Annotated in this window: 24 protein-coding genes; 18 read left to right on the top strand and 6 right to left on the bottom strand. The window is 65.1% G+C overall.

The window, feature by feature from the left end; all coding sequences use genetic code 11:
* Window positions 1-3: 3 nt before the first annotated feature.
* On the bottom strand, window positions 4-798 hold the full coding sequence (locus tag DDZ17_RS07590; RefSeq protein ID WP_116365457.1) for an inositol monophosphatase family protein: 795 nt from the start codon (window positions 796-798) through the stop codon (window positions 4-6).
* 112 nt (window positions 799-910) lie between these two features.
* On the opposite strand from DDZ17_RS07590, the gene trmJ reads away from it, so the two are divergent.
* The 14 genes from trmJ to DDZ17_RS07520 all read left to right on the top strand — a co-directional run bounded on the left by trmJ (window position 911) and on the right by DDZ17_RS07520 (window position 15,622).
* A complete protein-coding gene (gene trmJ / locus DDZ17_RS07585; protein WP_116365455.1) occupies window positions 911-1,684 on the top strand; it encodes a tRNA (cytosine(32)/uridine(32)-2'-O)-methyltransferase TrmJ in 774 nt (257 codons plus the stop codon).
* Window positions 1,684-2,835, top strand: a complete 1,152-nt coding sequence (locus tag DDZ17_RS07580) for an IscS subfamily cysteine desulfurase (protein WP_116365453.1) — start codon at window positions 1,684-1,686, stop codon at window positions 2,833-2,835. Before trmJ ends, DDZ17_RS07580 begins: the two co-directional genes overlap by 1 nt.
* 158 nt (window positions 2,836-2,993) lie before the next feature.
* Window positions 2,994-3,422, top strand: coding sequence for a nucleoside-diphosphate kinase (gene ndk / locus DDZ17_RS07575; RefSeq protein ID WP_116365451.1), 429 nt, complete (start codon window positions 2,994-2,996; stop codon window positions 3,420-3,422).
* A gap of 32 nt (window positions 3,423-3,454) precedes the next feature.
* Entirely contained in the window at window positions 3,455-4,642 is a 1,188-nt protein-coding gene (gene rlmN, locus DDZ17_RS07570; RefSeq protein ID WP_116365449.1) for a dual-specificity RNA methyltransferase RlmN, read from the top strand.
* Between the two features lie 11 nt (window positions 4,643-4,653).
* A complete protein-coding gene (gene pilW / locus DDZ17_RS07565) occupies window positions 4,654-5,436 on the top strand; it encodes a type IV pilus biogenesis/stability protein PilW (RefSeq protein ID WP_241505816.1) in 783 nt (260 codons plus the stop codon).
* On the top strand, window positions 5,429-5,866 hold the full coding sequence (locus tag DDZ17_RS07560; RefSeq protein WP_157976523.1) for a helix-turn-helix domain-containing protein: 438 nt from the start codon (window positions 5,429-5,431) through the stop codon (window positions 5,864-5,866). The genes pilW and DDZ17_RS07560 overlap by 8 nt, the downstream gene beginning before the upstream one ends.
* Entirely contained in the window at window positions 5,863-6,993 is a 1,131-nt protein-coding gene (gene ispG / locus DDZ17_RS07555; RefSeq protein ID WP_116365445.1) for a flavodoxin-dependent (E)-4-hydroxy-3-methylbut-2-enyl-diphosphate synthase, read from the top strand. Before DDZ17_RS07560 ends, ispG begins: the two co-directional genes overlap by 4 nt.
* A 26-nt stretch (window positions 6,994-7,019) precedes the next feature.
* Window positions 7,020-8,291: a histidine--tRNA ligase gene (hisS, locus tag DDZ17_RS07550; protein WP_116365443.1), complete on the top strand. Its 1,272-nt coding sequence runs from the start codon at window positions 7,020-7,022 to the stop codon at window positions 8,289-8,291.
* A gap of 24 nt (window positions 8,292-8,315) precedes the next feature.
* Window positions 8,316-9,110, top strand: coding sequence for a YfgM family protein (locus DDZ17_RS07545; RefSeq protein WP_116365441.1), 795 nt, complete (start codon window positions 8,316-8,318; stop codon window positions 9,108-9,110).
* The gene (bamB, locus tag DDZ17_RS07540; protein ID WP_116365439.1) at window positions 9,107-10,294 is read left to right on the top strand and encodes an outer membrane protein assembly factor BamB; all 1,188 of its coding nucleotides are present in this window, start codon (window positions 9,107-9,109) and stop codon (window positions 10,292-10,294) included. Before DDZ17_RS07545 ends, bamB begins: the two co-directional genes overlap by 4 nt.
* A 22-nt stretch (window positions 10,295-10,316) precedes the next feature.
* Complete coding sequence (gene der, locus DDZ17_RS07535; protein ID WP_116365437.1) at window positions 10,317-11,723, top strand: ribosome biogenesis GTPase Der; 1,407 nt, start codon at window positions 10,317-10,319, stop codon at window positions 11,721-11,723.
* A 2-nt stretch (window positions 11,724-11,725) separates the two neighbouring features.
* Window positions 11,726-12,139 carry a group III truncated hemoglobin gene (locus tag DDZ17_RS07530; RefSeq protein WP_116365435.1) on the top strand — a complete coding sequence of 138 codons (414 nt, stop codon included), beginning with the start codon at window positions 11,726-11,728 and terminating at the stop codon, window positions 12,137-12,139.
* A 194-nt stretch (window positions 12,140-12,333) separates the two neighbouring features.
* Window positions 12,334-13,917 (top strand): alkaline phosphatase, encoded by a 1,584-nt coding sequence (locus tag DDZ17_RS07525; RefSeq protein ID WP_116365433.1) that lies wholly within the window; start codon window positions 12,334-12,336, stop codon window positions 13,915-13,917.
* A gap of 10 nt (window positions 13,918-13,927) precedes the next feature.
* Window positions 13,928-15,622: an alkaline phosphatase gene (locus DDZ17_RS07520; RefSeq protein ID WP_116365431.1), complete on the top strand. Its 1,695-nt coding sequence runs from the start codon at window positions 13,928-13,930 to the stop codon at window positions 15,620-15,622.
* A gap of 60 nt (window positions 15,623-15,682) precedes the next feature.
* Here DDZ17_RS07520 and DDZ17_RS07515 read toward each other — a convergent pair whose 3' ends face one another.
* From DDZ17_RS07515 to DDZ17_RS07495, 5 genes are all read right to left on the bottom strand, one after another.
* Window positions 15,683-17,332, bottom strand: a complete 1,650-nt coding sequence (locus DDZ17_RS07515; RefSeq protein ID WP_116365429.1) for a DUF3336 domain-containing protein — start codon at window positions 17,330-17,332, stop codon at window positions 15,683-15,685.
* 12 nt (window positions 17,333-17,344) lie between these two features.
* Window positions 17,345-18,361: an SDR family NAD(P)-dependent oxidoreductase gene (locus DDZ17_RS07510; protein WP_116365427.1), complete on the bottom strand. Its 1,017-nt coding sequence runs from the start codon at window positions 18,359-18,361 to the stop codon at window positions 17,345-17,347.
* A gap of 2 nt (window positions 18,362-18,363) precedes the next feature.
* Window positions 18,364-19,857: a wax ester/triacylglycerol synthase family O-acyltransferase gene (locus tag DDZ17_RS07505; RefSeq protein ID WP_116365425.1), complete on the bottom strand. Its 1,494-nt coding sequence runs from the start codon at window positions 19,855-19,857 to the stop codon at window positions 18,364-18,366.
* A gap of 131 nt (window positions 19,858-19,988) precedes the next feature.
* Entirely contained in the window at window positions 19,989-21,725 is a 1,737-nt protein-coding gene (locus DDZ17_RS07500) for an alkaline phosphatase D family protein (protein WP_116365423.1), read from the bottom strand.
* Between the two features lie 54 nt (window positions 21,726-21,779).
* Window positions 21,780-22,778, bottom strand: coding sequence for a phosphotriesterase family protein (locus DDZ17_RS07495; RefSeq protein ID WP_116365422.1), 999 nt, complete (start codon window positions 22,776-22,778; stop codon window positions 21,780-21,782).
* 170 nt (window positions 22,779-22,948) lie between these two features.
* On the opposite strand from DDZ17_RS07495, the gene DDZ17_RS07490 reads away from it, so the two are divergent.
* The 4 genes from DDZ17_RS07490 (at window position 22,949) to DDZ17_RS07475 (ending at window position 26,198) form a co-directional block, all read left to right on the top strand.
* Window positions 22,949-23,875: a GIN domain-containing protein gene (locus tag DDZ17_RS07490; protein ID WP_116365420.1), complete on the top strand. Its 927-nt coding sequence runs from the start codon at window positions 22,949-22,951 to the stop codon at window positions 23,873-23,875.
* A gap of 76 nt (window positions 23,876-23,951) precedes the next feature.
* On the top strand, window positions 23,952-24,317 hold the full coding sequence (locus DDZ17_RS07485) for a GntR family transcriptional regulator (RefSeq protein ID WP_116365418.1): 366 nt from the start codon (window positions 23,952-23,954) through the stop codon (window positions 24,315-24,317).
* On the top strand, window positions 24,314-25,180 hold the full coding sequence (locus tag DDZ17_RS07480) for an ABC transporter ATP-binding protein (protein WP_116365416.1): 867 nt from the start codon (window positions 24,314-24,316) through the stop codon (window positions 25,178-25,180). The genes DDZ17_RS07485 and DDZ17_RS07480 overlap by 4 nt, the downstream gene beginning before the upstream one ends.
* Window positions 25,170-26,198 (top strand): hypothetical protein, encoded by a 1,029-nt coding sequence (locus DDZ17_RS07475; RefSeq protein ID WP_116365414.1) that lies wholly within the window; start codon window positions 25,170-25,172, stop codon window positions 26,196-26,198. Before DDZ17_RS07480 ends, DDZ17_RS07475 begins: the two co-directional genes overlap by 11 nt.
* Window positions 26,199-26,218 lie beyond the last annotated feature (20 nt).

Here is a 26,218-nt window from a genome sequence, read left to right as displayed (position 1 = left end):
CAATCAGCCCAGCAGCGGCCGGGTGGCCTGCAGCACGGCCTTGAAGCACTTCGGGTTGCCGCACACCACGTCGCCGTTCTCCAGGTGCTTGTCGGCGCCGCTGAAGTCGGAGATCAGGCCGCCCGCCTCGCGCACCAGCAGGGCGCCGGCGGCGATATCCCAGATGGACAGGCCCTTTTCCCAGAAGGCATCCAGGCGCCCGGCGGCCACATAGGCCAGGTCCAGCGACGCGGCGCCAGCGCGGCGGATGCCGGCGCACTGGCCGGCCAGCACTTCGATGGATTTGGCGTAGGGCGTTAGAACGTCGTCGCAGTGGTTGCGAAAGGGAATGCCGGTGCCCAACAGGGCGCCATCCAGGGTGTGGCGTTCGCTGACCCGGATGCGGCGGCCGTTCAGGGCCGCGCCGCGCCCGCGGGAGGCGGTGAATTCTTCGCGGCGCACCGGGTCGACAATCACCGCGTGTTCCACCTTGCCCTTGTAAAGGCAGGCGATGGATACCGCGTAGTGCGGAATGCCGCGGAGGAAGTTGGTGGTGCCGTCCAGCGGGTCAATCACCCAGCGGTACTCGGCGTTCTCGTCACCCTGCAGGCCGCCTTCCTCGCCCAGAAAGGCGTGGTCGGGATAGGCTTTTTTCAGCTGGTAGACAATTTCGCGCTCGGCGGCGCGGTCCACCTCGGACACGAAATCATTGCGACCCTTCGTCGCCACCTCGATGCGATCGAGATCATCGGAGGCGCGCACAATCTGTTCGCCGGCTTTGCGGGCGGCACGCAGCGCGATGTTGACCATCGGTTCCATAGTGTGAGTATCCGGGTGAGGTTTGTGGGGCGCGGATTATAGCAGCCAACCGCTGCCTGATTACAGGGTAAATCTGCTACACTGGTGGGCTATTTGGCGCCCCTGAAATCCCATGAATCTCGACAATATCCGCATCGTTCTGGTCAACACCTCCCACCCTGGCAACATCGGCGGCGTGGCCCGGGCGATGAAAAACATGGGCCTGTCGCGGCTCTACCTGGTGGAGCCACGGCAGTACCCCGACGAGCAGGCCACCTGGCGGGCCGCCACCGCCGGCGATGTGCTGGAGCGCGCGGTGGTAACCGCGACCCTTGACGAGGCTATTGCCGACTGCCAGTTTGTGGTGGGCACCAGTGCCCGCAGCCGCAACATTCCCTGGCCGCTGCTGGACCCACGGGCCTGCGCAGCGCGCATGCTTGATGCCTCCGCCAGCGAGCAGGTGGCAGTGCTGTTTGGCCGCGAAGACCGCGGGCTGACCAACGACGAACTGCGCCGCTGCAACCTGCACCTGAACATTCCCACCTCGGCGGATTACAGTTCCCTGAACCTGGCCATGGCGGTGCAGGTGGTGTGCTACGAACTGCGCATGCTGCTGGACGCCGACCGCCTGCCATCCAGCCAGGATGCCGAATGGGATACACCCTTTGCCACCCGCGAGAACATGGAGCGCTTTTACGCGCACCTGGAGGAAACACTGATGGCGTTGGGCTTTCTGGACCCGGCGGCCCCGCGCCAGCTGATGACCCGCCTGCGCCGGCTGTACAGCCGGGTGCGCCTGGACGAGATGGAGCTGAACATCCTGCGCGGTATTCTTACCGAAACCCAGAAATTCCTGCCCCGCGATGGCCGGCCCGCCGCCGGGCGCGGTGACGGGGAGGTGGTGTGATGGCCGCGCCGATTTACCTGGACTACCTCGCCACCACCCCGGTGGACCCGCGCGTGGCGCAAAAAATGGGCGAATGCCTGACCATGGAGGGCAACTACGGCAACCCGGCCTCGCGCTCCCACCGGATTGGCTGGCGCGCCGAGGCCGCAGTGGAGGAGGCCCGCCGGGAAGTGGCGGACCTGCTCGGCGCCGACCCGCGCGAGATTGTGTGGACCTCCGGCGCCACCGAGGCGGATAACCTCGCCATCAAGGGCGCGGCGCGTTTTTACCGCGAGCGCGGCCGGCATATTGTCACCTCCGCCATCGAGCACAAGGCGGTGCTGGATACTTGCGCCTACCTGGAGGGCGAGGGCTGGGAGGTCACCTATCTTGCGCCAACCGCTACCGGCATCATCGAGCCCGCCGCGGTGGCGGCGGCCCTGCGCGCCGATACCGTGCTGGTCAGCCTGATGCACGCCAACAACGAGGTCGGGGCGGTGAACGACATTGCTGCCATTGGCGCCCTGTGCCGGGAGGCGGGGGTGCTGCTGCACGTCGATGCCGCCCAGAGCGCCGGCAAGCTGCCCATCGATGTGCAGGCCATGCAGGTGGATCTGATGTCCCTGTCGGCCCACAAATTCTACGGCCCCAAGGGCATGGGGGCGCTGTATGTGCGGCGCCATCCGCCACTGCGCCTGGAAGCCCAGATTCACGGCGGCGGCCACGAGCGCGGCATGCGCTCGGGCACCCTGGCCACCCACCAGATTGTGGGCATGGGCGAGGCTGCCAGGCTTGCCCGCCAGGCAATGCCCGACGAGGCCCGCCGCCTGGTGGGGCTGCGCGACGGCTTTCTGGCGGCGGTGCAGGCACTGCCGGGGGTGAGCGTGAATGGCGACCCGGCCACGGGCCTGCCCGGCGCCCTCAACCTGGCCTTCGACGGGGTGGAGGGGGAGTCGCTGCTGATGGCCCTCACGGGCCTTGCGGTATCCAGCGGCAGCGCCTGCACTTCCGCCAGTGTGGAGCCGTCCTATGTGCTGCGGGCCCTGGGTTTGCCGGAGTCGCTTGCCCACGCTTCCCTGCGTTTCAGCTTTGGCCGCTTCACCACCAGTGAGGAGGCACAGCAGGCCGCCGCCGAGGTGGTGGCGGCGGTTTCGCGCCTGCGCGGGACGTGAAATTTCCGCTTTTCCAGGAGCCGCGCCTAAGCTGCTGATTTGGCGGCAAAATAAACCGTCTTCGCGCTGGCCCGGCGGATGAAATGCGGGGCCAAAATCCGTATAATTGCGCGCGCTTTTTCAACCTATCCCCGCACAACCGATCTGGAGACAGTTTCATGGCCGTAGAACGCACCCTTTCCATCGTTAAACCCGACGCCGTGGGCAAGAACGTCATTGGCAAAATCTATTCCCGCTTTGAAGAGGCCGGCCTCAAGATTGTGGCCGCCAAAATGCTGCGTCTGTCTGACGATGTGGCCGGCGGTTTCTACGCCGAGCACCGCGAGCGCCCCTTCTTTGCCGACCTGGTGGGCTTTATGACCTCCGGCCCGGTTGTGGTGCAGGTGCTGGAAGGCGAGAACGCCATCGCCAAAAACCGCGAGCTGATGGGCGCCACCAACCCCCAGGAAGCCGAGGCCGGCACCATCCGCGCCGATTTTGCCCAGTCCATCGACGCCAACGCAGTACACGGCTCTGACTCCCCGGCCTCCGCCGAGCGCGAAATTGCCTACTTCTTCGCTGCCAGCGAGATCTGCGAGCGCGGCTGATCCCGCGCCAGATCAACGACAGGGCCACCGGCATGAACACAGCCACTATCGCCGCCAGCACCACTATCGTCACCAGCACCACTATCGCCACCAGCGCCACGCCCGAGAAGGTTAACCTGCTCGGCATGACCCGGGCGCAGATGGAGCAGTTTTTCCTCGATATCGGGGAGAAGAAGTTCCGCGCCCAGCAGGTGCTGAAGTGGATTCACCATGCCGGTGTGATTGATATTGCCGAGATGTCCAATCTCGGCAAGGCCCTGCGCGAGAAGCTCGCGCGCATCGCCGAAGTGCGCCCGCCAGAAATTGTCAGCCAGCACGACTCCGCCGACGGCACCCGCAAGTGGGCCATTCGCGTGGACGGCGGCGGCCTGGTGGAGGCGGTGCTGATCCCGGATCGCGAGCGCGCAACCCTCTGTGTGTCTTCCCAGGTGGGTTGCAGCCTGGACTGTTCCTTCTGCTCCACCGGCAAGCAGGGCTTTATGAAAGACCTGAGCGCGGCGGAAATCATCGGCCAGGTGTGGCTGGCCATCCAGTCCTACGACGCCTTCCAGTCCGGCAAGGGGCGGGTGGTGACCAACGTGGTGATGATGGGCATGGGCGAGCCCCTGCTCAACTTCGACAATGTGGTGTCCGCCATGAACCTGATGATGGAGGACCTCGCCTACGGCATTTCCAAGCGCCGGGTGACCCTGAGCACCTCTGGCGTGGTGCCGGCCCTGGACAAACTGGCCGAGGTGAGCGAGGCCTCCCTCGCCATCTCCCTGCACGCACCCAACGATGCCCTGCGCAACGAACTGGTGCCGATCAACCGCAAGTACCCCATTGCGCGCCTGCTTGAAAGCAGCCGCAACTACATCGACGCCCAGCGCGATACCAAGCGCGTGGTGACGGTGGAGTACACCCTGATTGCCGGGGTCAACGACCAGCCCGAACACGCCCGCGAACTGGCGGCGCTGCTGGCGGACTTCCCCTGCAAGATCAACCTGATCCCCTTCAACCCCTTCCCCCAGTCCCCCTACCGGCGCCCCAGCGGCAACGCGGTGTCGCGGTTCTGGCAAGTGCTGGTGGATGCGGGATATATTGTCACCGTTCGCACCACCCGGGGCGACGACATCGACGCTGCCTGCGGCCAGTTGGTGGGCCAGGTGGTGGATCGCACCCGTCGCAGCGAGCGCTATCGCAACGCGGCGGAGCAGAACCAGGTGACAGAGGCGGGGTAACTGATTTGGCGGTGTCCATTAATTTCCGGGCTGGCACGCTGTTGGGCAGCGTGGCGCTGCTGCTGGCGCTGGCCGGCTGTGTCACCCAGTCCGAGACGGTGTTTACCGACCCGCCCGCCCCCGAAAAGGCCCTGAAGCAGCGGGTGGAGCTGGCGCGCCAGTACATTGGCGAGGGCGACTGGGACAACGCCAAGCGCAACCTCAAGCAGGCGTCCAAGATTGACCCGAACAACGCCGAGGTCTACGAGGCCTTTGCCCTGGTCTACCAGAGCACCGGCGAGACCGACCTGGCCGAGGAAAACTTCGAGAAGGCGATCCGCATTGATCGCAAGTTCTCCCGCGCCCGCAACAATTACGCCGCCTTCCTCTATGGCCAGCAGCGCTACCAGGAGGCGGAGGACCAGCTTGAAGTGGTGGTCAAGGATTCCCTCTACAACGCCCGCCCCAAGGCCTTTGTGAACCTGGGCTTGTGCCGTTTGCAGCTGGATGACAGCGCCGGCGCCGGCGAGGCCTTTGAGCGGGCGCTGACCATGGACGGCGCCAACCGCGTGGCCCGCCTGGAACTGGCGGAGCTGCGCTTTCGCGACGGCGACATCGACGCCGCCGAAACCCACTACGGCATCTATCGCGCCGCGGTGAGGCAGCAATCCGCGCGCGGCCTGTGGCTGGGTGTGCGGCTGGCCCAGGCCCGGGGCGACCTGAACGCTGAGGGCAGCTACTCCATGGCCCTGCGCAACCTGTATCCCCAATCGCCGGAATTCAAGGCCTACCAGCGGACCCAGGGCGGTGGCTGAGGTCGATACGGCAGTGGCGTCGCCTGGCGCCATGTTGCGGCGTGCCCGGGAAGCCCGCAAGCTGAGCCCGGAAGAGGTCACGCGGCGCATGAACTGGCTGCCCTGTTACGTGGGCATTATCGAGCGCGACGACTACGCCGCCCTGCGCCGGCCGACCTTTGCCCGCGGCTACGTGCGCGCCTATGGCAAGCTGCTGGAGGTGCCCGAGGGCCCCTTGATGGCGGCCTTTGATGAGGTGGCCGGCGAACTGGCGGGGCCGGGCCCGGTGCGCCGGGTGGCACCCGCGCGCAGTGCGCGGCACACTCAACTGCTGCAGATCGCCGTGGGCATTGTGCTGCTGGCAATGCTGGTGGCCGGCTTGTGGTGGTGGCGGGGCAGCGCAACGCAGTCCGTTGTGGCCCTGGACTGGGTAAATACGGTGAAGGTATGAAAACAGCATCCCCGATCAAACGCCGGGTGAGCCGACAGATCCACGTGGGCAAGGTGGCCGTGGGCGGCGACGCGCCCATCAGCGTGCAGAGCATGACCAACACGGAAACCTGCGACGTGGCGGCCACCGTGGCCCAGGTGCAGGCCATTGCCGATGCCGGCGCGGATATCGTGCGCGTGTCGGTGCCGAGCATGGAGGCCGCCGAGGCCTTTCGCGCCATTCGCGCCCAGGTGGACGTGCCGCTGGTGGCAGACATCCACTTCGACCACCGCATTGCCCTCAAAGTGGCGGAATACGGGGTGGACTGCCTGCGCATCAACCCCGGCAACATCGGCCGCGACGACAAGGTGCGCGAGGTGATTCACTCGGCCCGCGACAAGGGCATCCCGATCCGTATTGGCGTCAACGCCGGCTCCCTCGGCAAAGACCTGCAGCGCAAGTACGGCGAACCCACCGCCGAGGCGCTGGTGGAGTCCGCCATGCGCCATGTGGACATCCTCGACAAGCACAACTACTACGACTTCAAGGTCAGTGTGAAGGCCTCGGAAGTGTTCATGGCGGTGGAGGCCTACCGCCTGCTGGCGAAACAGATCGAGCAGCCCCTGCACCTGGGCATCACCGAGGCCGGTGGCCTGCGCGGCGGAACGGTGAAGTCCGCGGTGGGCCTTGGCATGCTGCTGATGGATGGCATCGGCGACACCATCCGCATCTCCCTGGCGGCAGACCCGGTGGAGGAGGTGAAGGTGGGCTTTGAGATCCTAAAGAGCCTCAAGCTGCGCGCCAACGGCATCAACTTCATCGCCTGCCCCTCCTGCTCGCGCCAGAACTTTGACGTGATCGGCACCATGAACACGCTGGAGCAGCGCCTGGAAGACATTCGCACACCGATGGATGTGGCCGTGATCGGCTGCATCGTCAACGGCCCCGGCGAAGCCCGGGAGGCCGACGTGGGCCTGACCGGCGCCACCCCCAGCAACCTGATCTACGTGAACGGCGAGCCCGACCACAAGGTCAGCAACGAGTCCTTTATCGATCACCTGGAACAGGTGATCCGCCAGCGCGCCGCCGACCTCGAAGCGGAGCGCGCCCGGCAGGAGGCACAACTCATTCTCAAGTCCAGCGCCTGAGGCGCTGCCATCGATCTGGAGACACGGTGACCAAACTACGCGCCATCCGGGGCATGAATGACATTCTCCCGGAGGAAACCCCCTATTGGCAGTCCCTGGAAGGGACGGTGCGCGCCCTGTTGCACAGCTACGGCTATGGCGAGATTCGCCTGCCCATCGTTGAACACACCGAACTGTTCAAGCGTTCCATCGGCGAGGTGACCGACATCGTCGAGAAGGAAATGTACACCTTCAACGACCGCAACGACGAAAGCCTGACCCTGCGCCCGGAAGGCACCGCCGGCTGCGTGCGCGCGGTGATCCAGCAGGGCCTGCTCAGCACCCCCCAGCGCCTGTGGTATGCAGGCCCCATGTTCCGTTACGAGCGCCCGCAGAAGGGTCGCCAGCGCCAGTTTCACCAGGTGGGCGTCGAGGCCTTTGGCATTGCCACCCCGGACATCGACGCCGAGCTGATCCTGCTGTCGGCCCGCCTGTGGCGCCAGCTCGGCATCAGCGATGCCGTCACTCTGGAGCTCAACTCCATTGGCAGCTCCACCGCCCGCGCCGCCTACCGCGCCGCACTGGTGGATTACCTGCAGGCACGCCGCGAACAGCTGGACGAAGACAGCCAGCGGCGCCTGGATAGCAACCCCCTGCGCATTCTCGATTCCAAGAACCCCGACACCCAGGCCTTGCTGGACGGGGCGCCCTCGCTGGCGGATTACCTGGACGATGAATCCCGGGCCGACTTTGCCCGCCTGTGCGCCCTGCTGGATGCGGCGGGGCTGTCCTATCGCATCAACCCGCGGCTGGTGCGCGGGCTGGACTACTACAACAAGACCGTGTTCGAGTGGGTCACCGACCGCCTCGGCGCCCAGGGCACCGTGTGCGCCGGCGGCCGCTACGACGGCCTGGTGGCACAGCTCGGCGGCAAAGCCACCCCGGGCATTGGATTTGCCATGGGCGTGGAACGTCTGGTGCTGCTGCTGTCTGAAATGGGGGCGGCGCAGCCGGTGGCTCAGGACGCGGACCTCTACGTGGTGTCGGTGGGCGAGGCCGCCGAGCTGGAGGCGCTGGCCCGCGCCGAGGCCCTGCGCGATGCCTTGCCCGAGCGGCGCATTGTGCTGCACACCGGCGGTGGCAGCTTTAAAAGCCAGATGAAAAAGGCCGACAAGAGCGGCGCCCGCCTGGCCCTGATCTGGGGCGAGGACGAGGTTGCCGGCGGCACCTGCGCGGTGAAGAACCTGCGCGAGGAAGGCGCTCAACAGACCGTGGCAGTGCAGGATTTGCCCGATTACCTGCGCGCAGCGCTGGTGTAACGAACAAAGCAATAAGGAAACGACGTGGAAGACTATCGTAGCGAAGACGAACAGGTAGAAGCCCTCAAGCGCTGGTGGGACGAGAACGGCCGCTCCACCCTGGCCGGCATTGCCCTGGCCCTGGTGGGTGCCTTTGGCTGGCAGGGCTGGCAGGAGTACCGCGAGGGCCAGAACGAAGCCGCCTCCGACCGGTACCAGGCGCTGCTGGAAGCGATGGCCGGTGCCGAGCAGGACCCGGCCCAGCAGGGCGTGGCCGAGCGCCTGATTGCCGAGATCAAGACCGACTACAGCGGCTCCGCCTACGCCAGCTTTGCCGCGCTGCAGGGCGCGCGCCTGGCGGTGCAGGACGACGACCTGGACAGCGCCGAGAGCGAGCTGCGCTGGGTGCTGGCCGAGGCCGACAGCGGCAGCGATACCGCCCTGGTGGCACAGCAGCGGCTGGCCCGGGTGCTGGCGTCCAAGGGCGATACCGAAGGAGCGCTGGCCCTGCTCGAGGTGAAGGGCGAAAACCGCTACCCGGCGAGCTACGCGATGGCGCGCGGCGACATTCTGCTGGGCGCCGGGCGCAAGGACGAAGCGCTGGCAGCCTACGAGCTGGCTCGCCAGGTGGCCAGTGAGAGCCCCCAGATGCCGCCGCTCGCAGCGCTGGAGCAGAAAATCGCCAGCCTGAACCCCGCCGAGCCGCGGGCGATTGATGCCGCAGCGGTTGCCGGCCCGGCGCTGGTCGGTTCACAAGACAGTGCAGACGCGAGTGCAGAAGGCGATGCCAAAGTACAAGCCGAGCCCGCACCGGCCGCCGCCGAGGAGGAAACGCCATGAGCCTGCACCCCGCACTGCGCACCTTTGCGGTGATGTCCCTGGCGCTGAGCCTCGGGGCCTGCTCCACCGTGAAGGGCTGGTTTGAAATTGACGACGACGAAGACCCCACCCAGCCGGTGGAACTGCAGGACATCACCCCCACGGTGAAAATCAAGCGCCTGTGGTCCGAGGGCGTGGGCGACGGCCAGGGCGAGGGCCTGTATCACATTCGCCCGGCGCTGGCGGGTGATCGCATCTACGCCGCCTCCGCCGACGGCGAGGTGGTGGCCCTGAACAGCAAAACCGGCAAAACCCTGTGGGATGTGGAGCTCGATACCCGCCTGTCTGGCGGCGTGAGTGTGTTTGAGGACAGCCTGTTCGTGGGTGGCAGCGACGGCTCGGTGCTGCGCCTGTCCACCGCCGACGGCAGCCAGCTGTGGAAGACCAAGGTGACCGGCGAAGTGCTGGCGCCGCCCCAGGGCGACGGCCGCCATGTGGTGGCCCAGACCTACGACGGCAAGCTGTTTGGCCTGGATTTTGAGAGCGGCGAGAAAAAGTGGACCTACGACAGCAACGTGCCGGTGCTGACCCTGCGCGGCACCAGCACGCCGATTCTGAACGGCGGGCGGGTGTACGCGGCCTTCGCCAATGGTCGCGTGCTGGCCTTTGAGGCCGACAGCGGCGACATCGCCTGGGAAGTGCGCGTGGCCATCTCCCAGGGCCGCTCCGAGATCGAGCGCATTGTGGATATCGACGGCACCATGGAGCTGACCGGCAACGAACTGTACGCCGCCAGCTACCAGGGGCGCATTGCCGCCATCGAGGTGGGCAGCGGGCGCAAGCTGTGGCAGCAGAATGTCTCCTCCTTCTCCGGCGTGTCCACCGGCTTTGGCAACGTGTACGTGGCCGATGCCGACGGCACGCTCACCGCCTACCTGCGTGGCGGCCAGGGCGTGCGCTGGACCCAGGGCGACCTGGGCTATCGCGAACTGTCACGACCCACTCCGGTCAACAGTTATGTGGCCGTGGCCGACTACGAAGGCGTGGTACACCTGATTTCGCAGGTGGATGGCAGCTTTGCCGGCCGCGTTGAAGTGGACAGCGACGGCGCCCGTGCCGACATGGTGGCCGATGGCAAGGTGCTGTATGTCTACGACAACGGCGGCACCCTGTCGGCCTTCGAAATCACCCCGCTCGACGACTAGCGCGCGAGCGCAGGAGACTGAATTGATCCCGGTAATTGCCCTTGTGGGCCGCCCCAATGTGGGTAAGTCCACCCTGTTTAACCAGCTCACCCGCTCGCGGGATGCGTTGGTGGCAGACTTTGCCGGGCTGACCCGGGATCGCAAGTACGGCGAGGCCCGCCTCGGGTCGCGCCCCTACGTGGTGATCGACACCGGCGGCATCAGCGGCGACGAGGACGGCATCGACTCGCAGATGGCCGGCCAGTCACTGGCGGCCATCGAAGAAGCCGACGCGGTGCTGTTCATGGTGGATGGCCGCGAGGGCCTGAATGCCGCCGACGAAGCCCTGGCCCGGCACCTGCGCCAGCGCAACAAGGCGTTTTACCTGGTGGTGAACAAGATCGACGGCATCGACGCCGATGTCGCCACCAGCGACTTCTACGCCCTGGGGGTGGAAAACCTCTTCGCCATTGCCGCCAGCCACGGCCGCGGCGTATCCAGCATGATCGAGCAGGTGCTGGCCAGCTTCCCGGAGCCGGAGGCCTTCAGCGACGAAAAACTCTACGACAGCATCCGCGTGGCGGTGGTGGGGCGGCCCAACGTCGGCAAGTCCACCCTGGTCAACCGCCTGCTGGGGGAAGAGCGGGTTGTGGTGTTCGACATGCCCGGCACCACCCGCGACAGCATTTATATCGACTACGAGCGCGACGAGCAGAAGTACACCCTGATCGACACCGCGGGTGTGCGCAAGCGCAAGAACGTCAAGCTCACGGTGGAGAAGTTCTCCATTGTCAAAACCCTCAAGGCCATCGACGACGCCCACGTGGTGCTGCTGTTGATGGATGCCCACGAGGGCCTGGTGGAGCAGGACATGCACCTGCTGGGCCACTGCATCGAGGCCGGGCGCGGCCTGGTGCTGGTGGTGAACAAGTGGGATGGCATCGAGCCCCACCAGCGCGACTGGATGAAGACCGAACTGCAGCGCCGCCTGCAGTTTGCGGACTACGCCGACACCCATTTTATCTCCGCCCTGCACGGCACCGGTGTGGGCCACCTGTACAAATCCATCAACGCCGCCCACGACAGCGCCACCCGCAAGCTGAGCACCAACGCGCTGACTCGCATTCTTGAAGGCGCCGTGTTCGACCACCCGCCGCCGCTGGTCAATGGCCGGCGCATCAAGCTGCGCTATGCCCATGCCGGCGGCCAGAACCCGCCCTTGATCGTGATCCACGGCAACCAGACCGGCAAGGTGCCGGCCAGCTACCAGCGTTACCTGGAAAAAATCTTCCGCCGCAAGCTCGACCTTACCGGCACGCCGGTGCGCATAGAGTTTCGCACTGGCGACAACCCCTATGCCGACAAGCGCAACAAGCTGACCCAGCGCCAGGTACAGCGCAAGCGCCGCATGATGGCTCACGTGAAGAAGAACAGTAAGAAAAAGCGCTGACTATGTCCGTGGCCGAGTGGAAGCCCGCCGAGGGCAGCGCCAGCCCCGGCAAACCCGATCTCGACAGCCGCGCGCACATCGAGGACTTTGTGCAGCGCTTTTACGCTCGCATGCTGCGGGACGAAGTGCTGGCGCCCATCTTTGTGCACGTGGCCGAAATCGACCTCGACGTTCACCTGCCGCATATCGTCAACTACTGGTGCAAGCTGCTGCTCGGTGAGCAGCACTACCAGCGCCATACCATGAACATCCACCGCCGCCTGAACGCCCGGCGCACCCTGCACAGCAGCGACTTTGCGCGCTGGCTGGAATTCTTTACCACCACTGCGGATTTTCACTTTGCCGGTGAGCACACCGAGCGCGCCAAGCGCATCGCCGCCACCATCGCCGCCAACATGGAAAAGAGCCTGGGCTAGCGCCACCCGATGCAGGCCGCCCGGTCTGTCATAAATCTTTTACACTTCTTTCATCCCTCCGTTACGAAAGCGTCACACGTTCGCGGCAAGCTGCTGTACCCGGGCAATTGCTTTCGCTGAACAGAACGTCCTCGCCGGCGAAAGTCCTTGTTTTCTCTGAGACCTGACAGCACAACTCCATAAAGAGGGGGTTTATGAAACTCTATTGCAAACAACTGCTGGCGGCAGGCTCATGCCTGCTGGCCGGTGCAGCGACGGCCCAGGTTTTGCCTGCGGAGCAGCGCAACAACGCCTGGTTTGTCCAGGGCCAGCAATCGCTGCAGGCGGATCGCGGCGCGGCTGCGACGGGCGCGAAGAATGTGATCCTGTTTGTGGGTGACGGCATGGGCGTTTCCACCCTGACGGCGGCGCGCATCCGGGCCGGCCAACTGCAGGGGAAGCCCGGCGAAGAGGGGCTGCTGAGCTTTGAGCAGTTCCCCCACACAGCGCTGGTAAAAACCTATAACGTCGATGCCCAGACACCGGATTCCGCCGGCACCATGACGGCGATGATGAGCGGCCTGAAAACCGACGTGGGCGTGATCGGCGTGGACGAAGACATTGTGCGCGGTGATTGCAGCACGGTGGCAGGCAACGAAGTGGCCACCTACCTGGAACTGGCGGAGATCGCCGGTATGTCCACCGGGATCATTTCCACCGCGCGGATTACCCACGCAACCCCTGCCGCTACCTATGCCAAGTCCGCCGATCGCAACTGGGAAGACGTATCCGACATGCCTGAAGAGGCGGTTTCCGCCGGTTGTGAAGACATTGCCAGCCAACTGGTTGGCCTGGAAGCCAATCTGGAAGCGCGCTACGACGGCGTGGATGTGGATGGCGTCGATGTGATTATGGGCGGCGGCCGTCGCCACTTTCTGCCCAACGACCCTGCCTTTAACAGCCCGGACGCCGCCAGTGGTACCGAAGGGGATCGCAACGATGGCCGCGACCTGACCGCGGAATGGCAGGAGTTGTATCCGGAGGGGGCCTACGTGTTCGACAGCGCCGGCTTCAATGCGGTGGATAGCAGCACAACCAGCAAACTGTTTGGTCTGTTCAACGAATCGCACATGCAGTATGAGGCGGATCGCGGCAACGATATTGCCGGCGAACCGTCGCTCACCGAAATGACCAGCAAGGCCATTGAAGTGCTGGGCAAAAACGATGAGGGCTTTTTCCTGATGGTGGAGTCAGGCCGTATCGACCATGCCCACCACGCTGGCAACGCCCACAACGCACTGGCCGACACCATTGAACTGGCGCGTGCGGTAGAGGCGACGGTTGCGGCCACCAACCCCGAGGAGACCCTGATTCTGGTAACGGCGGATCACAGCCATGTGTTCACCATCGCCGGCTATCCCAAGCGCGGCAACCCGATCCTCGGCAAAGTGGTGAACGTTGGTGCAACGGAGCCGGCGCTGGCCTCTGACGATCTGCCCTATACCACACTGTCCTATGCCAATGGCCTGGGTTTCCACGATCTGCACGACGAGACCGATTCCGAAGTGGTTTACGGTCTGGAGCCGGTAAGCGGCCGCGCGGATATCTCTGCGATAGACACCGAGGCCCCAGGTTACCACCAGGAAGCCCTGGTGCCGATGGCCAGTGGCGAAACCCACGCCGGTGAAGACATCAGCCTGCACGCCCGAGGCCCCGGTTCGCCCTATGCCGCCGGCGTGGTCGAGCAGAACATGGTTTTCCACATTATGAATAACGCGCGCCGGCTGGTGGCCGAGTAAGGGGTAGATGATGAACAATTTTGCAAAAGCACTCGGCCTGTCCGCCCTGTTGTTGGCCGTGGGCGCCTGTGAAGACGGCAGCGATTCGCGCATGGCCGTCGACCCGGACCCCACTGTGCCGCCGACCGAGCCAGAGGTCGAAGATCCGGTGACCGAACTGTCTCCCTCGGACATCGCCAGTAATACCGAAAACACCTGGTACCGCGATGCCGCCGGACGCCTGGCGGCTCGCGACCTCGCAGCCCTGGAAAAAGCCCGCGGCAGCGCCAAGAACGTCATCCTGTTTGTTGGCGATGGCATGGGTATCTCCACGGTGACCGCCGCGCGCATTCGCGCCGGGCAATTGCAGGGTCAGCCGGGCGAGGAAGGCTACCTGAGCTTTGGCGAGTTCCCCTTCGCGGGCCTGTCCAAAACCTATAACGTGGACGCCCAGACGCCGGATTCCGCCGGCACCATGACGGCCATGATGAGCGGCCTGAAAACCGACGTTGGCGTGATTGGCGTGGACGAGGACGTAGTGCGCGGTGATTGCGCCACAGTAGCCGGTAACGAAGTGGTGACCTACCTGGAACTGGCTGAGATTGCCGGCCTTTCCACGGGTATCGTCTCCACCGCCCGTATTACCCACGCCACCCCCGCGGCAACCTACGCCAAGGCGGCCGACCGCAACTGGGAAGATGTTTCCGACATGCCCGCCGCTGCTGTGGACGCGGGCTGCGAGGACATCGCCAGCCAGTTGGTGAACTTTGAGGCCAACCTGGAGGCGCGCATCCCGGGTGCCGATGTGGACGGTATTGATGTAGTGATGGGCGGCGGCCGTCGGCACTTCCTGCCGAATGACCCGGCGGCCAACAGCCCCGATGCCGTCAGTGGCACCGAGGGCGATCGCAACGACGGTCGCAACCTGGTCAGCGAGTGGCAAGCGTTGTACCCGCAGGGCGCCTATGTGTTTGACGCCGCCGGATTCAACGCCATCGACAGCAGCACCAGCAAGGTGTTCGGCCTGTTCAATGAGTCGCACATGCAGTACGAGGCAGACCGCGGCAACGACATCAGCGGGGAGCCTACCCTCACCGACATGACGCGCAAAGCCATTGAAGTGCTGGGCCAGAACGAGCAGGGCTTCTTCCTGATGGTGGAGTCGGGTCGTATCGACCACGCCCACCACGCTGGCAACGCCTATGGTGCCCTGACCGACACCATCGAGATGGCCAAGGCCGTGGAAGCCGCGGTAGCGGCCACCAATGCCGAGGACACCCTGATCATTGTGACGGCGGATCACAGCCATGTGATGACCATCGGCGGTTATCCCAAGCGTGGTAACCCCATCCTTGGCAAAGTAGTGAACGTCGGGGAAAACGGCCCGGCCCTGGCATCGGATGGTTTGCCCTATACCACCCTGACCTACGCCAACGGGCATGGCTTCCAGGACCTGGGTGACGAAACCGATTCCGATGCGGTGTATGCGCTTGCGCCGGTCAGCGGTCGCGCTGATATCAGCAGTGTGGATACCGAGGCATCCGGTTACCACCAGGAAGCCCTGGTGCCGATGGCAAGTGGTGAGACTCACGCGGGCGAAGATGTGGGTATCTACGCTACCGGCCCCGGCGCGCACCTGGTGACCGGCACGCAGGAGCAGAGCGTGATCTTCCACGTGATGGATTACGCCACGGACCTTATCAGCAAGGCTGACGCAGCCATCTAATTAACAGACATTGGCACTGTGTTTCTTGGGGGCTTCGGCCCCCTTTTTTGTGCCCGAAATTCAGCCGCTGGCGCTCGCGCGGCTATTAGCGGTGGCGCTTTTGCGGGCTTTGGCACCGGGTTTCGCGCGGGCTTTGGTGCGGGTTTTAGCACAGGCTTTAGTGGAAGGCGCCGATGCTTTCTTGCGCCCGGCGCCGGCCCTGGTGCTTTTGGCGCTGCTGCGGAAGGCCTCGGTCTTCGGTGCGCTGGCCAGCCAGTGGGCTTCGTTCAGTTCAAACTGATGCAGGATGGTATCCAGGGTGCGGCCTATTCGCGTGGTGGTGCCGATGGCCGGTATGACCGGCCAGGTGCCGCGCTCGCCCGCCAGCAGGATGTCGCGCATCTCCTCTTCTGACAGGATTTTCAGCAGCTTGCCCAGGCTGGAAAGGCCATAGTGCGGGAAGATATTGATATCACCGCTGAACTGCTGGTCGATCAGGCCGTTGACCGCACTGAGAACGCTGCCGGTGCGCGGGCCAACGCGGGTGTAGCGCTGGGCGGCGTTCAGGCTGCCGCGCACAAACTGCTTGGTGGCCGCGCTCCAGGCGTCGGACACGATGTGGTAGAGGCCTGGCCGGCGCACGTCCCGGCGGCCAAGCACGGGCATCACCTGGCTGACAATGAAATGGTTGACGCCGTACAGGCGCGCCAGGCGCTTGGCGGGCAGGTCTTGCGAGAAGGACCCGTCAATCCAGCGCAGGTTGGGCAGGTAAGGGCAGATGTCGCCGTTGTCGTCTCGCGCCTCCAGCATGGCTGGCGGGAATACGCCGGGCAGGGCAGAACTTGCCATCACCGCGGAGCGGATGGTGACATTGGGCGAGGCGATATGGTTGAGCAGGCGGGATTCCTGCTTGGGTTCCGATGGCGAAATGGCGATGTTGATGGCGCGCCCGGTTTTTTCGTAGGCCTCCTGGAAGGTCATGTCCGGAATCAGGCGCGCCATTTCCTTGCGCACCGCCGGCATGTCGGTTTCTTCATTCATGCGCAGCCCGATCTTCAGGTTGCCGCGGTTCTGGGTCATGGCGCGCACCAGAAAGTCATCCTCGAACAGCGCCAGGTACTCGCTGTCGGTGCGGGTGCCCACGATGGCTGCCACAAAGGCCCCGGCGCTGGCGCCGGAGATAACCACCGGGCACAAGGCCTGTTCGATCAGTGCTTTCAGAACGCCGAAGTGAAAATAACCCAGTGTGCCGCCGCCGCTCAGCATCAGGGCAGAGCGCCCGTAGCAGTGGCTGGCGCGGCGGAAAAATTCCAGGCGCTGGGACAGGGGCAGCGCCGTGTGGTCGCTGGCCAGGTGCAACAGGGCGTCGTTGATGGCGTCGACATAGTCCTCGATCAGGTGCTTGGTGCCGCAGCGTGCCCGGGAATACAGGTTGGCATTGCCGATGCCGGCCATGTTGCCGTGAATGCCTTCGTTGAGTGCGAAGAGCAGCCCGGCATCGTTGCCGTCTCTGCGCAGTTTTTGCAGGCGGTCGAGGCGCCGCCGAATGCTGGCGTGATTGTAGCGTTGGGATTCCGCCTGCTGGCGCCAGCGGTCTGCGCCAGTGAGGCCGTCCAACTTGGCTGCCAGTGCCAGCCATTCATCGAAGCTGGTGGCTTGTGCCATGGCCGTTTCAAGGGACTCTTCCGGGGCGGACTTGCGGGCCTGGTGGTGCCTTAGCGTGCTCTTCATGTGGTGATTCCGTCAGTGTTGAGCCAGTCGGCCCAGTTGCCGCTGGCTAAGATGGCCAGTAGCGTGAAGTGACAGCAGTGCGGCTTCGAAGGTTTCTGCCAGTGGGCGGTACTGCAGGTCAAGTGTTTTCAAGGTGTGGCTATCGTCCAATTGTACCCAGCGGGTGGCGTAGCGCATGCCCTCTTCGGTGATGGGCAATTCCAGCGTCAGTACCTGGCTCAGGCGATCCAGCAGCGCGCCGGCCAACAGGGGCACCCCGGGCAGCACCGGCAGCGGCAGGAAGCGACGGCCGGTGAGGGTGGCCAGCAGCTTGCCGTGGTCGCGCCAGGGTAGGAAGGTGCCGCCCATGGGAAAGCGCTTGCCAGATGGCAGTTGTTCAAGGATACGCAGGTGAGCCTCGGCCAGATCACGCACGTCGATGTACTGGTTGCCGGAGGGCATCTGGGGGGCGATGCCGTACATCAGGCCAATCAACCCCTTGTGCGGCTCGGTAAGCCCCGGATCTTCCGGGCCAACGACCGATCCCGGGTAAGTGATGTACACCGGTGCTCCGTCATCCTGCATTGATCGGGCGTAAATCTCTCCGGCCACCTTGGAGCGCCCGTAGGCGCCGCGGTGGGATTCCGGCCCCGGCGGCGAGTGCTCGTTCAGGGTGCGGGCATGTTCGTCGAACAGGGCGGTGACACTGGAGACATAGATCAGCGCCTGCAGATTGGCGTCGAGCCCGGCCTGGATCACCGTGCGCGTGCCGTTGGTGTTGCGCTCGAAGACCTGCCCGGCATCTTTTCGCGAGGTGGAAACCACCGCCGCGCTGTGCACCAGGGCGTCGCAGCCGCGAAGCGCCCGACGTACGCTGTCGGCGTCGTTGATGTCGCCGCGCACCACCCGCTGCAGTTGGTCGCTGCCAAACAACTGGTGTGCTTTGTCGAGGCTGCGCACCAGCAGGGTGACGTCGTGCCCGGCACTGAGCAGTGCGCGCGCAGTGTGATAGCCCACAAACCCGGTGCCGCCGGTTACCAGCACGTGCATGCTCAGGCGCTCCGCCGGCGTGTTGCCCGTTTGGACCCTCTGGCCCCTTTGGCTCCAGCGGCCCGGCGCGCCGCCGGTTTGTCGTCCGCTAGCAGGGCGGCGGCAATCTCGTCGTGGGACGCCTGCAGGCAGTGCGCGTAGCGCTCCGGGTCTGGCAGCATGCGCCGGCAGGCGGTGAAGGACAGGGTGATGGTGCCCCGCTTGTTGTGGACGGTGGAGTAAATCACGTGGAACAGGCCGACATTGGGCAACAGCGGGCCCAGGCTGAAGCCGCTCAGCATCTGTGCGCCGCAGAAGTACTGATCCCACGAGGGGCCAGGCACATTGGTGACCACAGTGTTCATGATGACACTGGATTCGGTCAATCCGGTCACGGCGGCGGTGCGAATGGCCAGCGACAGCACGCTGCCGGGGATCAGGTCGGTGATCTCCATGGCGATTTTTGGCCCCAGGGCCTGGGCATAGGCCTTGGCCTCGCTGGATTTGCGGTGAATGGCTGCCAGCCGCTCGCGCGGGTCGGCAATATCGGTGCACAGCGCCAGGGCCATGAACCCCACCATGTTGCCGGCGTTGCCGTCACCGCTGCGCACATCCACGGGGCAGCCGGTGACCAGCGACTGGGTTGGCAACTCGTCCGCTTCCAGCAGATAGCGCCGCAGCGCGCCCGCCACGATATTGAGCATGGCGTCGTTGATGGTGGCGTTGGGCACGGCCTGCTTCATGGCGCGGATGGTGGCAAAGTCAAACACCCGCGCATCCACCACCCGGTGCGGTGATACCCGCCCCTGGAAGCGGCTGCGGGGAATTTCGCCAAGGTGCTCGAACTGGTGCTCGGCAAAGCCCCGGCGCAGGCGCAGGTAAGTGGGCAGCGCGTCCTTCATCATCCCCAGCGCCTTGAAGGGCATGCGCCAGGCATCAACGTAGGCCCGGGCCAGCATGGTGGGGTAGGACACCGGCATGGCCTGCGGGCCGGGGGCCGGGTCTGGCACGGTCACTTCCGGGCCGAGGTCGTGCATCAGGGTCATAAAGTGGGCGCCGGTCACCCCGTCCATGGCGGAATGATGGACCTTCAGCAGCATGGCGAAACAGCCGGCGGGCAGGCCCTCGACCTTGTCGAGCCCCTCGATGATGTAGATCTCCCACAAGGGCTTTTCGCGGTCCAGCGGTATGGCGTGGATGCGCGCCGCCTGGATGCACAGCTGGCGCCAGTCGCCGGGGGCGGGCAGGGCAATGTGGCGCACGTGGTATTCCAGGTCGAAATTGGGGTCTTCCGCCCAGTAGGGCTGCCCCAGGCCCAAGGGAACGGGCACCAGCTTGCGACGGAAGATGGGGGACAGGTGCAGGCGCGATTCAAGCATCGCCAGGATGTCTTTAAAGCGCACTTTGCCACCGGGGGCGGTGGCGGGCGTGTAGATGGAAATGCCACCGATATGCTGTGGCAGACCCTTCATCTCCGTGTGGATGAACATGGCATCCTGGCCGCTGAGTTGCTGCATGGGCACACCTCCGCTCGGGTCGTTTCCCCCAACCATACGCCCAGATTGCCCTTCGGTGGAAGTCACCGATCAGTTCAAAGGGCGCTCATGGGTTTGCTTTGGTGTACCGGTGGGCCTGCCAAAGGGTGGAATCAGGCGAGTAACAGGCTGGTGCGATCCACGCTGAGGCGGTGGGCACTCTGCGCGTCAATGGCGTAGGTGGGGCTATCAATGCTGTCGATGAACACCCAGTCGGCCTGTAGCGCATCGGCGCCAACGGCCAGTTGCAGAAAGCCGCGCTGTACCAGATTGGCGTAGCGCAGGTCGTCCATTAATTGCACGGCCAGCGGGCCAAACAGGGTGGCGGCATCGGTGCCGATCACCGCTTCGGCGCCGGGGGAGGTCACGCTGGGGCAGGCCAGCTCGGCACCCACCACGGTGCCATCGGCGGTGGTTAGCTGCGAGGCCCAGGCGTTGTGGGTATCCCCGGCCAGCACCACCAGGCGCGACTGCAGCTGCCGGGCGTGGTTGAGCAGGTCTTCGCGTTCGAAGGTGTAGCCGTCCCAGGCGTCGGCATTGAAGGGAATGGCGGAATCGAGCAGGGCCTGTTCCTCGGCGCTGCGCTCGCCGGCGGGCTTGCCCTTGGCCTGCACCGCCCCCAGCACGGCGGCGGTGGCCTGCTGCAGGGCATCTTCGCCGGCGGTGGCCGGGGTGAGGGCGCGCACCGCCGGTTCCGGCAGGGGCTGGCGCGCCATCAACACCTGCTGGCCCAGCACCTGCCAGCGCGCGGTGCTGCTGGTCAGGGCGTCTTTTACCCAGGCCAGCTGCGCGCTGCCGAGCAGGCTGCGGTTGCTGTCGCCGGTGGCGGCGAGCACTGCGGCGCTGTCGATCTGCTCGCCGTTGAGGTAGTCGGCGTAGTCCACCTGCCGGTCGCGGCCGGCGTTGCGGGTATCAAGCATGATGAGGTCCAGCAGGTCGCCGTAGCGAAACTGCCGGTAGATGATGTCGCTCGCCTCGCCGGGCGGGCGCACCGGCAGCCACTCAAACCAGGCCTGGATGGCTGCGGCCCGGCGTTCGCTGAAGCTGCCTTCGCTGTCGGGGCTGTGGTTTTCGGCGCCGTCGCGCCAGGCGTCGTTGGCGACTTCGTGGTCATCCCACACCACCACAAAGGGGTGGCGCGCGTGGCAGGCCTGCAGGTCGCTGTCGCCGCGGTACTGGGCGTAGCGGGTGCGGTAGTCCGCCAGCGACAGGATTTCCCCGGCCGGCTCGGACACGCGGCCCAGCGCTTCGGCGTTGTCGCTGGCATAGCCGTCGGCGGCGTATTCGTAGATGTAATCGCCCAGGTGCAGCACGGCGTCCACCTCGCGCCCGGCGATTTCGCGGTACACGTGGAACAGCCCGGCCGGGTAGTTGGAACAGGACACCACGGCAAAGCTGGCGGCGGCCAGGGCACCGCTGGGCGCGCTGCGGGTGCGCCCCACTGGCGATGTCCGCTCGCCGGTGCGAAAGCGGTAGAAGTAGCCGGTGCCGGCGTCCAGGCCGGTGGCGTCCACTTTTACTGTGTAGTCCACCGCCGCGGTGGTGGTGCCACTGCCGCTGGCGATGATGTTTGCAAAGCCTTCGTCGCTGGCCAGTTCCCAGGTGACAACCACATCGCCTTCGCGCTCCGGGGTCACCCGGGTCCACAGGATGACCCGGTCGGCCAGCGGGTCGCCAGAGGCCACGCCGTGCTCAAAGGTGGCCGGAACACTCTCTGGCGGATTGGGTGTGGGGGGCGCATCGCTGCTGTCGGAGCAGCCAATCAGGTTGGCCGACAGCAGCGGCAACAGCGCGCTTGCGCCTAGGCCCTTGAGCAGGGTGCGACGGCGGAACTGGGGTGGTTTGGTCATGGGCGCTCTCGCTGAGTGACAAACCGCATAGTGTGGGCGGCGAGTGTTGCCGGATTATGAACCCACCGCCGGCGGCACCTCGCCGGCGAAGAAGCGCCGGGGGTTGTCCACCAGCAGGGTGTCGATCTGCCGCTGGCTGACGCCCGCCGCCAGCAGCTGCGGCACGATGTTGCGGTGGAAGTGAGTGGGGTCGAACAGCACATCCGGGTCCATGCTGGCCACCAGCTCCGCCGGAAAGGGCTCGCCGCGGGTACACCACACGCCATCGTGCGACACCACAATCTGGTGTTCGCGGTTTTTCTTCAGCAGTTTGACCAGTGCGTCCACGCGCTGGCTGTCTGGCACCAGGATGTCCAGGCCAAAGCGGTCGAAGCCGAGGTAGGAGCCCCCGTCGAGGATGCCCATGTGGTAGTCGTGGTCGGCGCTGCCACAGCTGTGGCCGATGATAATGCGGTGGGCGGGCACCCCGCGCTCGGTCAAAAAGCGCTGCTGGGCATCGCCCATGGTGCCCTCGTCGGTGTGCGTGGTGATGGGGGCGCCGGTTTCGGTGGCGGCCAGGGCGGCGGCTTCCAGCACGCAGTATTCGTAGTCGGTGATCTCGCCGACGCCGGTGGCCACCTTGATGATGCCGGCCTTCACGCCGGTATCGCCAATGCCGTGGGTCAGTTCGTGGATGAACAGCTCTGCCATCTGGGCCACCGCGCTGCCGGTTTCCCGGCGGAAGTGCCAGTGGGCAAAGCCGCCCTCATCCTGCTTGTACAGCCCGGTGGCGCAGACAATGTTAAAGCCGGTGCGCTCGGCCACTTCGCGCGCCAGGGTCACGTCGCGGCCTAAGTCGTTGGGGCAGGGGTCCAGCATGGACTGCACGCCGATGGCCTGCATGGATTCGATCTTGCCCACGCAGGTGGCCACCATCTGCTCGCGGCTGGGGCCGGGGCGCAGGGTGTCTGCCTCCCAGCCGGGATAGCCGATCAGCAGGTGCTCGTGCATCAGGGTAACGCCCAGTTGATCAACGCTCAGCGGGCCGGTAACGGTATTGACGGTGTTGGACATCGGTAACCTCCTTGTTCTTATCGATGGTCGCTGTGCCGGCCGTTCCTCGTGGTTTCCCGCAGCCAGCGACCAAGCGAGCCGGTGCCGGGACGAACTGCAGGGCGGGGCGTTGTGCCCCGTTTTTTGGGTGCTATAGTAGCCTATAACACCAACATGACGAGGTGGCGACCATGCCCCGCTATTGTGACCACTTAGCGCCGCGCTGGAAAGGCGGCCCCATGCTCAAGGGCAGCCTGGCCTTCCTGGCTGCGGCAGTGGCCAGTGCGCTGCTGCAATCGGCAGCCTGGGCCCAGACGAGTGACAGCCATTCACAGAGCAGCGCCTACAGCAGCGCAAGTGGCGCCGAAACGCGCCGCGTGGAGGGGCTGGCCTTTGATGCGGTGCTGGTGTACGGCGATGTCGAGGTGGAAATCAGCCAGGGCGACACGGTGGAACTGCTGCTGCGCGGCGACCCGGAGGAACTCAACCTGCAGCCTTTTCTGGTGGATGGCTCCACGCTGCTGTTGGGCGGCAGCCGGGGAGACCGCCGCGCCGATTTCAGCGGCGTGAAGTTTCGCCTTACCACGCCGACCCTTGAACACTTGGAGGTGAAAGGTTCCGGCGATGTGTACGTGCAGCCTGTCACCAGCGATGACCTGTTCGTCTCCGCCGCCGGCACCGGCAGTGTGCGCCTGTTCGAGGTGAATGCCGGCAACACCACCCTGCAACTCAGCGGCACCGGGCGCATTCAACTGGCCAAGCTGCAAAGCCGCGAATTGAACGTGGCGCTGTCGGGCTCGGGTGATATCCAGCTGGGGGAGGTCAGCGCCCAGGGCGTGTCGGTGAGCGTGCGGGGCTCGGGCGATATCAGCCTGGAATCCGCACAGCCCGCCGACAACATGGAACTCAGCATCGTCGGTTCCGGCGATGTGGATTTTCGGCGCATGGACAGCAAGCGCGCCGAGGTGAATATCGTCGGTTCCGGTGACGCGCACATTGGCGAGATCGACGTGCTGGAGGTCAACATTCTCGGCAGTGGCGACCTGGTGTATCGCGGCAACCCGACGATTGACCAGGATGTGTTGATTGGTTCGGGCGATCTGCGCCGCGAGCGCTGATCCAGCGCCAGGCCAGCATTGCGCGGAACGTAGCGCGTACAGAGCAGCGCACAAAACAGCGCGGAGAGCAGCGCAGATGGAGTGGAACGACAGCCAGCCAATCTACCGGCAACTGCGGGACCAGGTGGTGGAACGCATCATGGACGGCAGTTTTCCCGAGGGTGAAGCCATTCCCTCGGTGCGTCAGGTATCGGCGGACTACCAGATCAACCACCTGACCGTGGGCAAGGCCTATCAGGAACTGGTGGACATGGGCCTGCTGGAGAAGCGCCGGGGCCTGGGCATGTTTGTCACCAGTGGCGCCCGCGGCATGCTCACCAGCGACGAACAGGCGCGTTTTCTGAATGAAGAACTGCCGGCGTTTGCCGGGCGGGTACAACGACTGGGATTGGACATGGACGACGTACTACGCCGCCTGAAGGCGGCCGGGGGTAAGGCATGAGCCGGGTAATCGAGGCGCGGGGTCTGAGTCGCCGTTTTGCACAAGTGCAGGCCGTGGACGGTGTGGACCTGGGCCTGAACGCCGGCACCGTGCTGGGCCTGATTGGCCCCAACGGCGCCGGCAAAACCACGCTGCTGAGGGCCCTGCTGGGGCTCACCGACTGCGACGGCGAAGTGCAAGTGCTGGGGCTGGACCCGCGGCGCGAGCACGCCCGCCTGATGGAGCAGGTCTGCTTTATTGCCGACACCGCCGTGCTGCCGCGCTGGATGAGCGTGCTGCAACTGCTGGATTATGTGTCGGGCATTCACCCGCGCTTCGACCGCGCCCAGGCTGAGCACTTCCTGGCCAATACCGAAGTGGGCATGAAGCGCAAGGTGGCGGAGCTGTCCAAGGGCATGACGGTGCAGCTGCACCTGGCGCTGGTGATGGCCATCGACGCCCGGGTGCTGATACTCGACGAGCCCACCCTGGGCCTGGACATCCTGTTCCGCAAGCGCTTTTACGAGCAGTTGCTGAACGACTACTTCGACGACGAGCGCACCATCATTATCTCCACCCATCAGGTGGAGGAGGTGCAGAACATCCTCACCGAAGTGGTGTTCATGCACCGTGGCCGCAGCATCCTGCACAAGGACATGGCGAGCTTCGATGAGACCTTCAGCGAAGTACACGTGGTGGGCGAAGCCACAACACGGGCCGAAGCCATACCGCACATTGGTTCGCGCCCCATACTGGGCGGCCGCGCCATCATCTACGAGGGCGTCGATCGCGCCCTGCTGGCGCCGCTGGGGCAGGTGCGAACGCCCTCGGTGTCGGATCTGTTTGTCGCCAAAATCGGGGGAGAGGCAAACCATGGCCAGTAACTCATCCTCGCGCTGGTTCACCCTGGTGCAGCGCGAATTGCAGGAATACCGGGTTTCGCTGTTGTGGACGCCGCTGCTGGCGGCGCTGGCCATCTGCGTGCTGGTGCTTTCCAGCGTGCTGCTGGCCAACCGCATTGCCGCCGTGGGGCAGGGCTTTGTGGCTGTCATTACCCAGGAAGAGCAGATCTCCGGGATGAACATCAGCATCCAGATCGACGACGACGAAGATGGCGGGAGCCTAGCCTATCGCATCGAGCGCGCGGAGGGCGCTGCCAGTGAAGAAGAGTGGAACTTCTCCCGCAAATGGACCTTCCAGCCGCGCGCCGGCAACGCCGCGCCGGCTGACAGCGAGGTGGTGTCTAGCGGCGCCGCTTACCCCTTCAATGCTGTGCTTGGCGTCATCAGCGTACTGATGACCCTGCTGTTGTTGATTGTGGTGGTGAACTACCTGCTGGGGTGTTTGTTCGATGACCGGCGCGACCGCTCCATCCTGTTCTGGAAATCCATGCCCGTATCGGAGTGGGAGGTGGTGCTCACCAAACTGGCCGTGGCCCTTGTTGTCGCGCCGGCCATCTTCATCGGCGCCGCCCTGGTCGCCCAGCTGGTGTGTACCGGGTTGTCCATGGTGCTGATGTGGCGCATGGACATGGACCCGGGCGAGCAGATCCTCGGCAATGTTCACTTCGGCCAGTTGCTGCTGCAGCAGGTGAGCGGCTGGTTGTTCACCGCCCTGTGGATTGCCCCGTTCTACGCCTGGCTGCTGCTGGCCAGCGCCGCGGCCCGCCGCTCGCCCTTCATGACCGCCGCACTGCCGCTGGTGGCCATCGTGCTTGCCGAGGAACTGGTGTTTGGCAGCGACTACCTGCGCAGCGCCATTACCCGCCACCTGCCAGACCCAACCGTCAGCGGCAGCCTGCCCATTCCCGCAGACCTCACCAGCTTGCTGCTGGGGCTGGTGTGCACCGCCGTCCTGGTGGCGGGGGCGGTGTGGCTGCGGCGACACCGGTGGGAGATTTGAGTAGCCATACCGCCCATTGG

This window comes from Parahaliea mediterranea, assembly GCF_003402235.1.
GTDB classification, from domain to species: Bacteria; Pseudomonadota; Gammaproteobacteria; order Pseudomonadales; family Halieaceae; genus Parahaliea; species Parahaliea mediterranea.
Note: the sequence above shows the minus strand (reverse complement) of the source record. Positions and strands in the feature narration are given on the sequence as shown.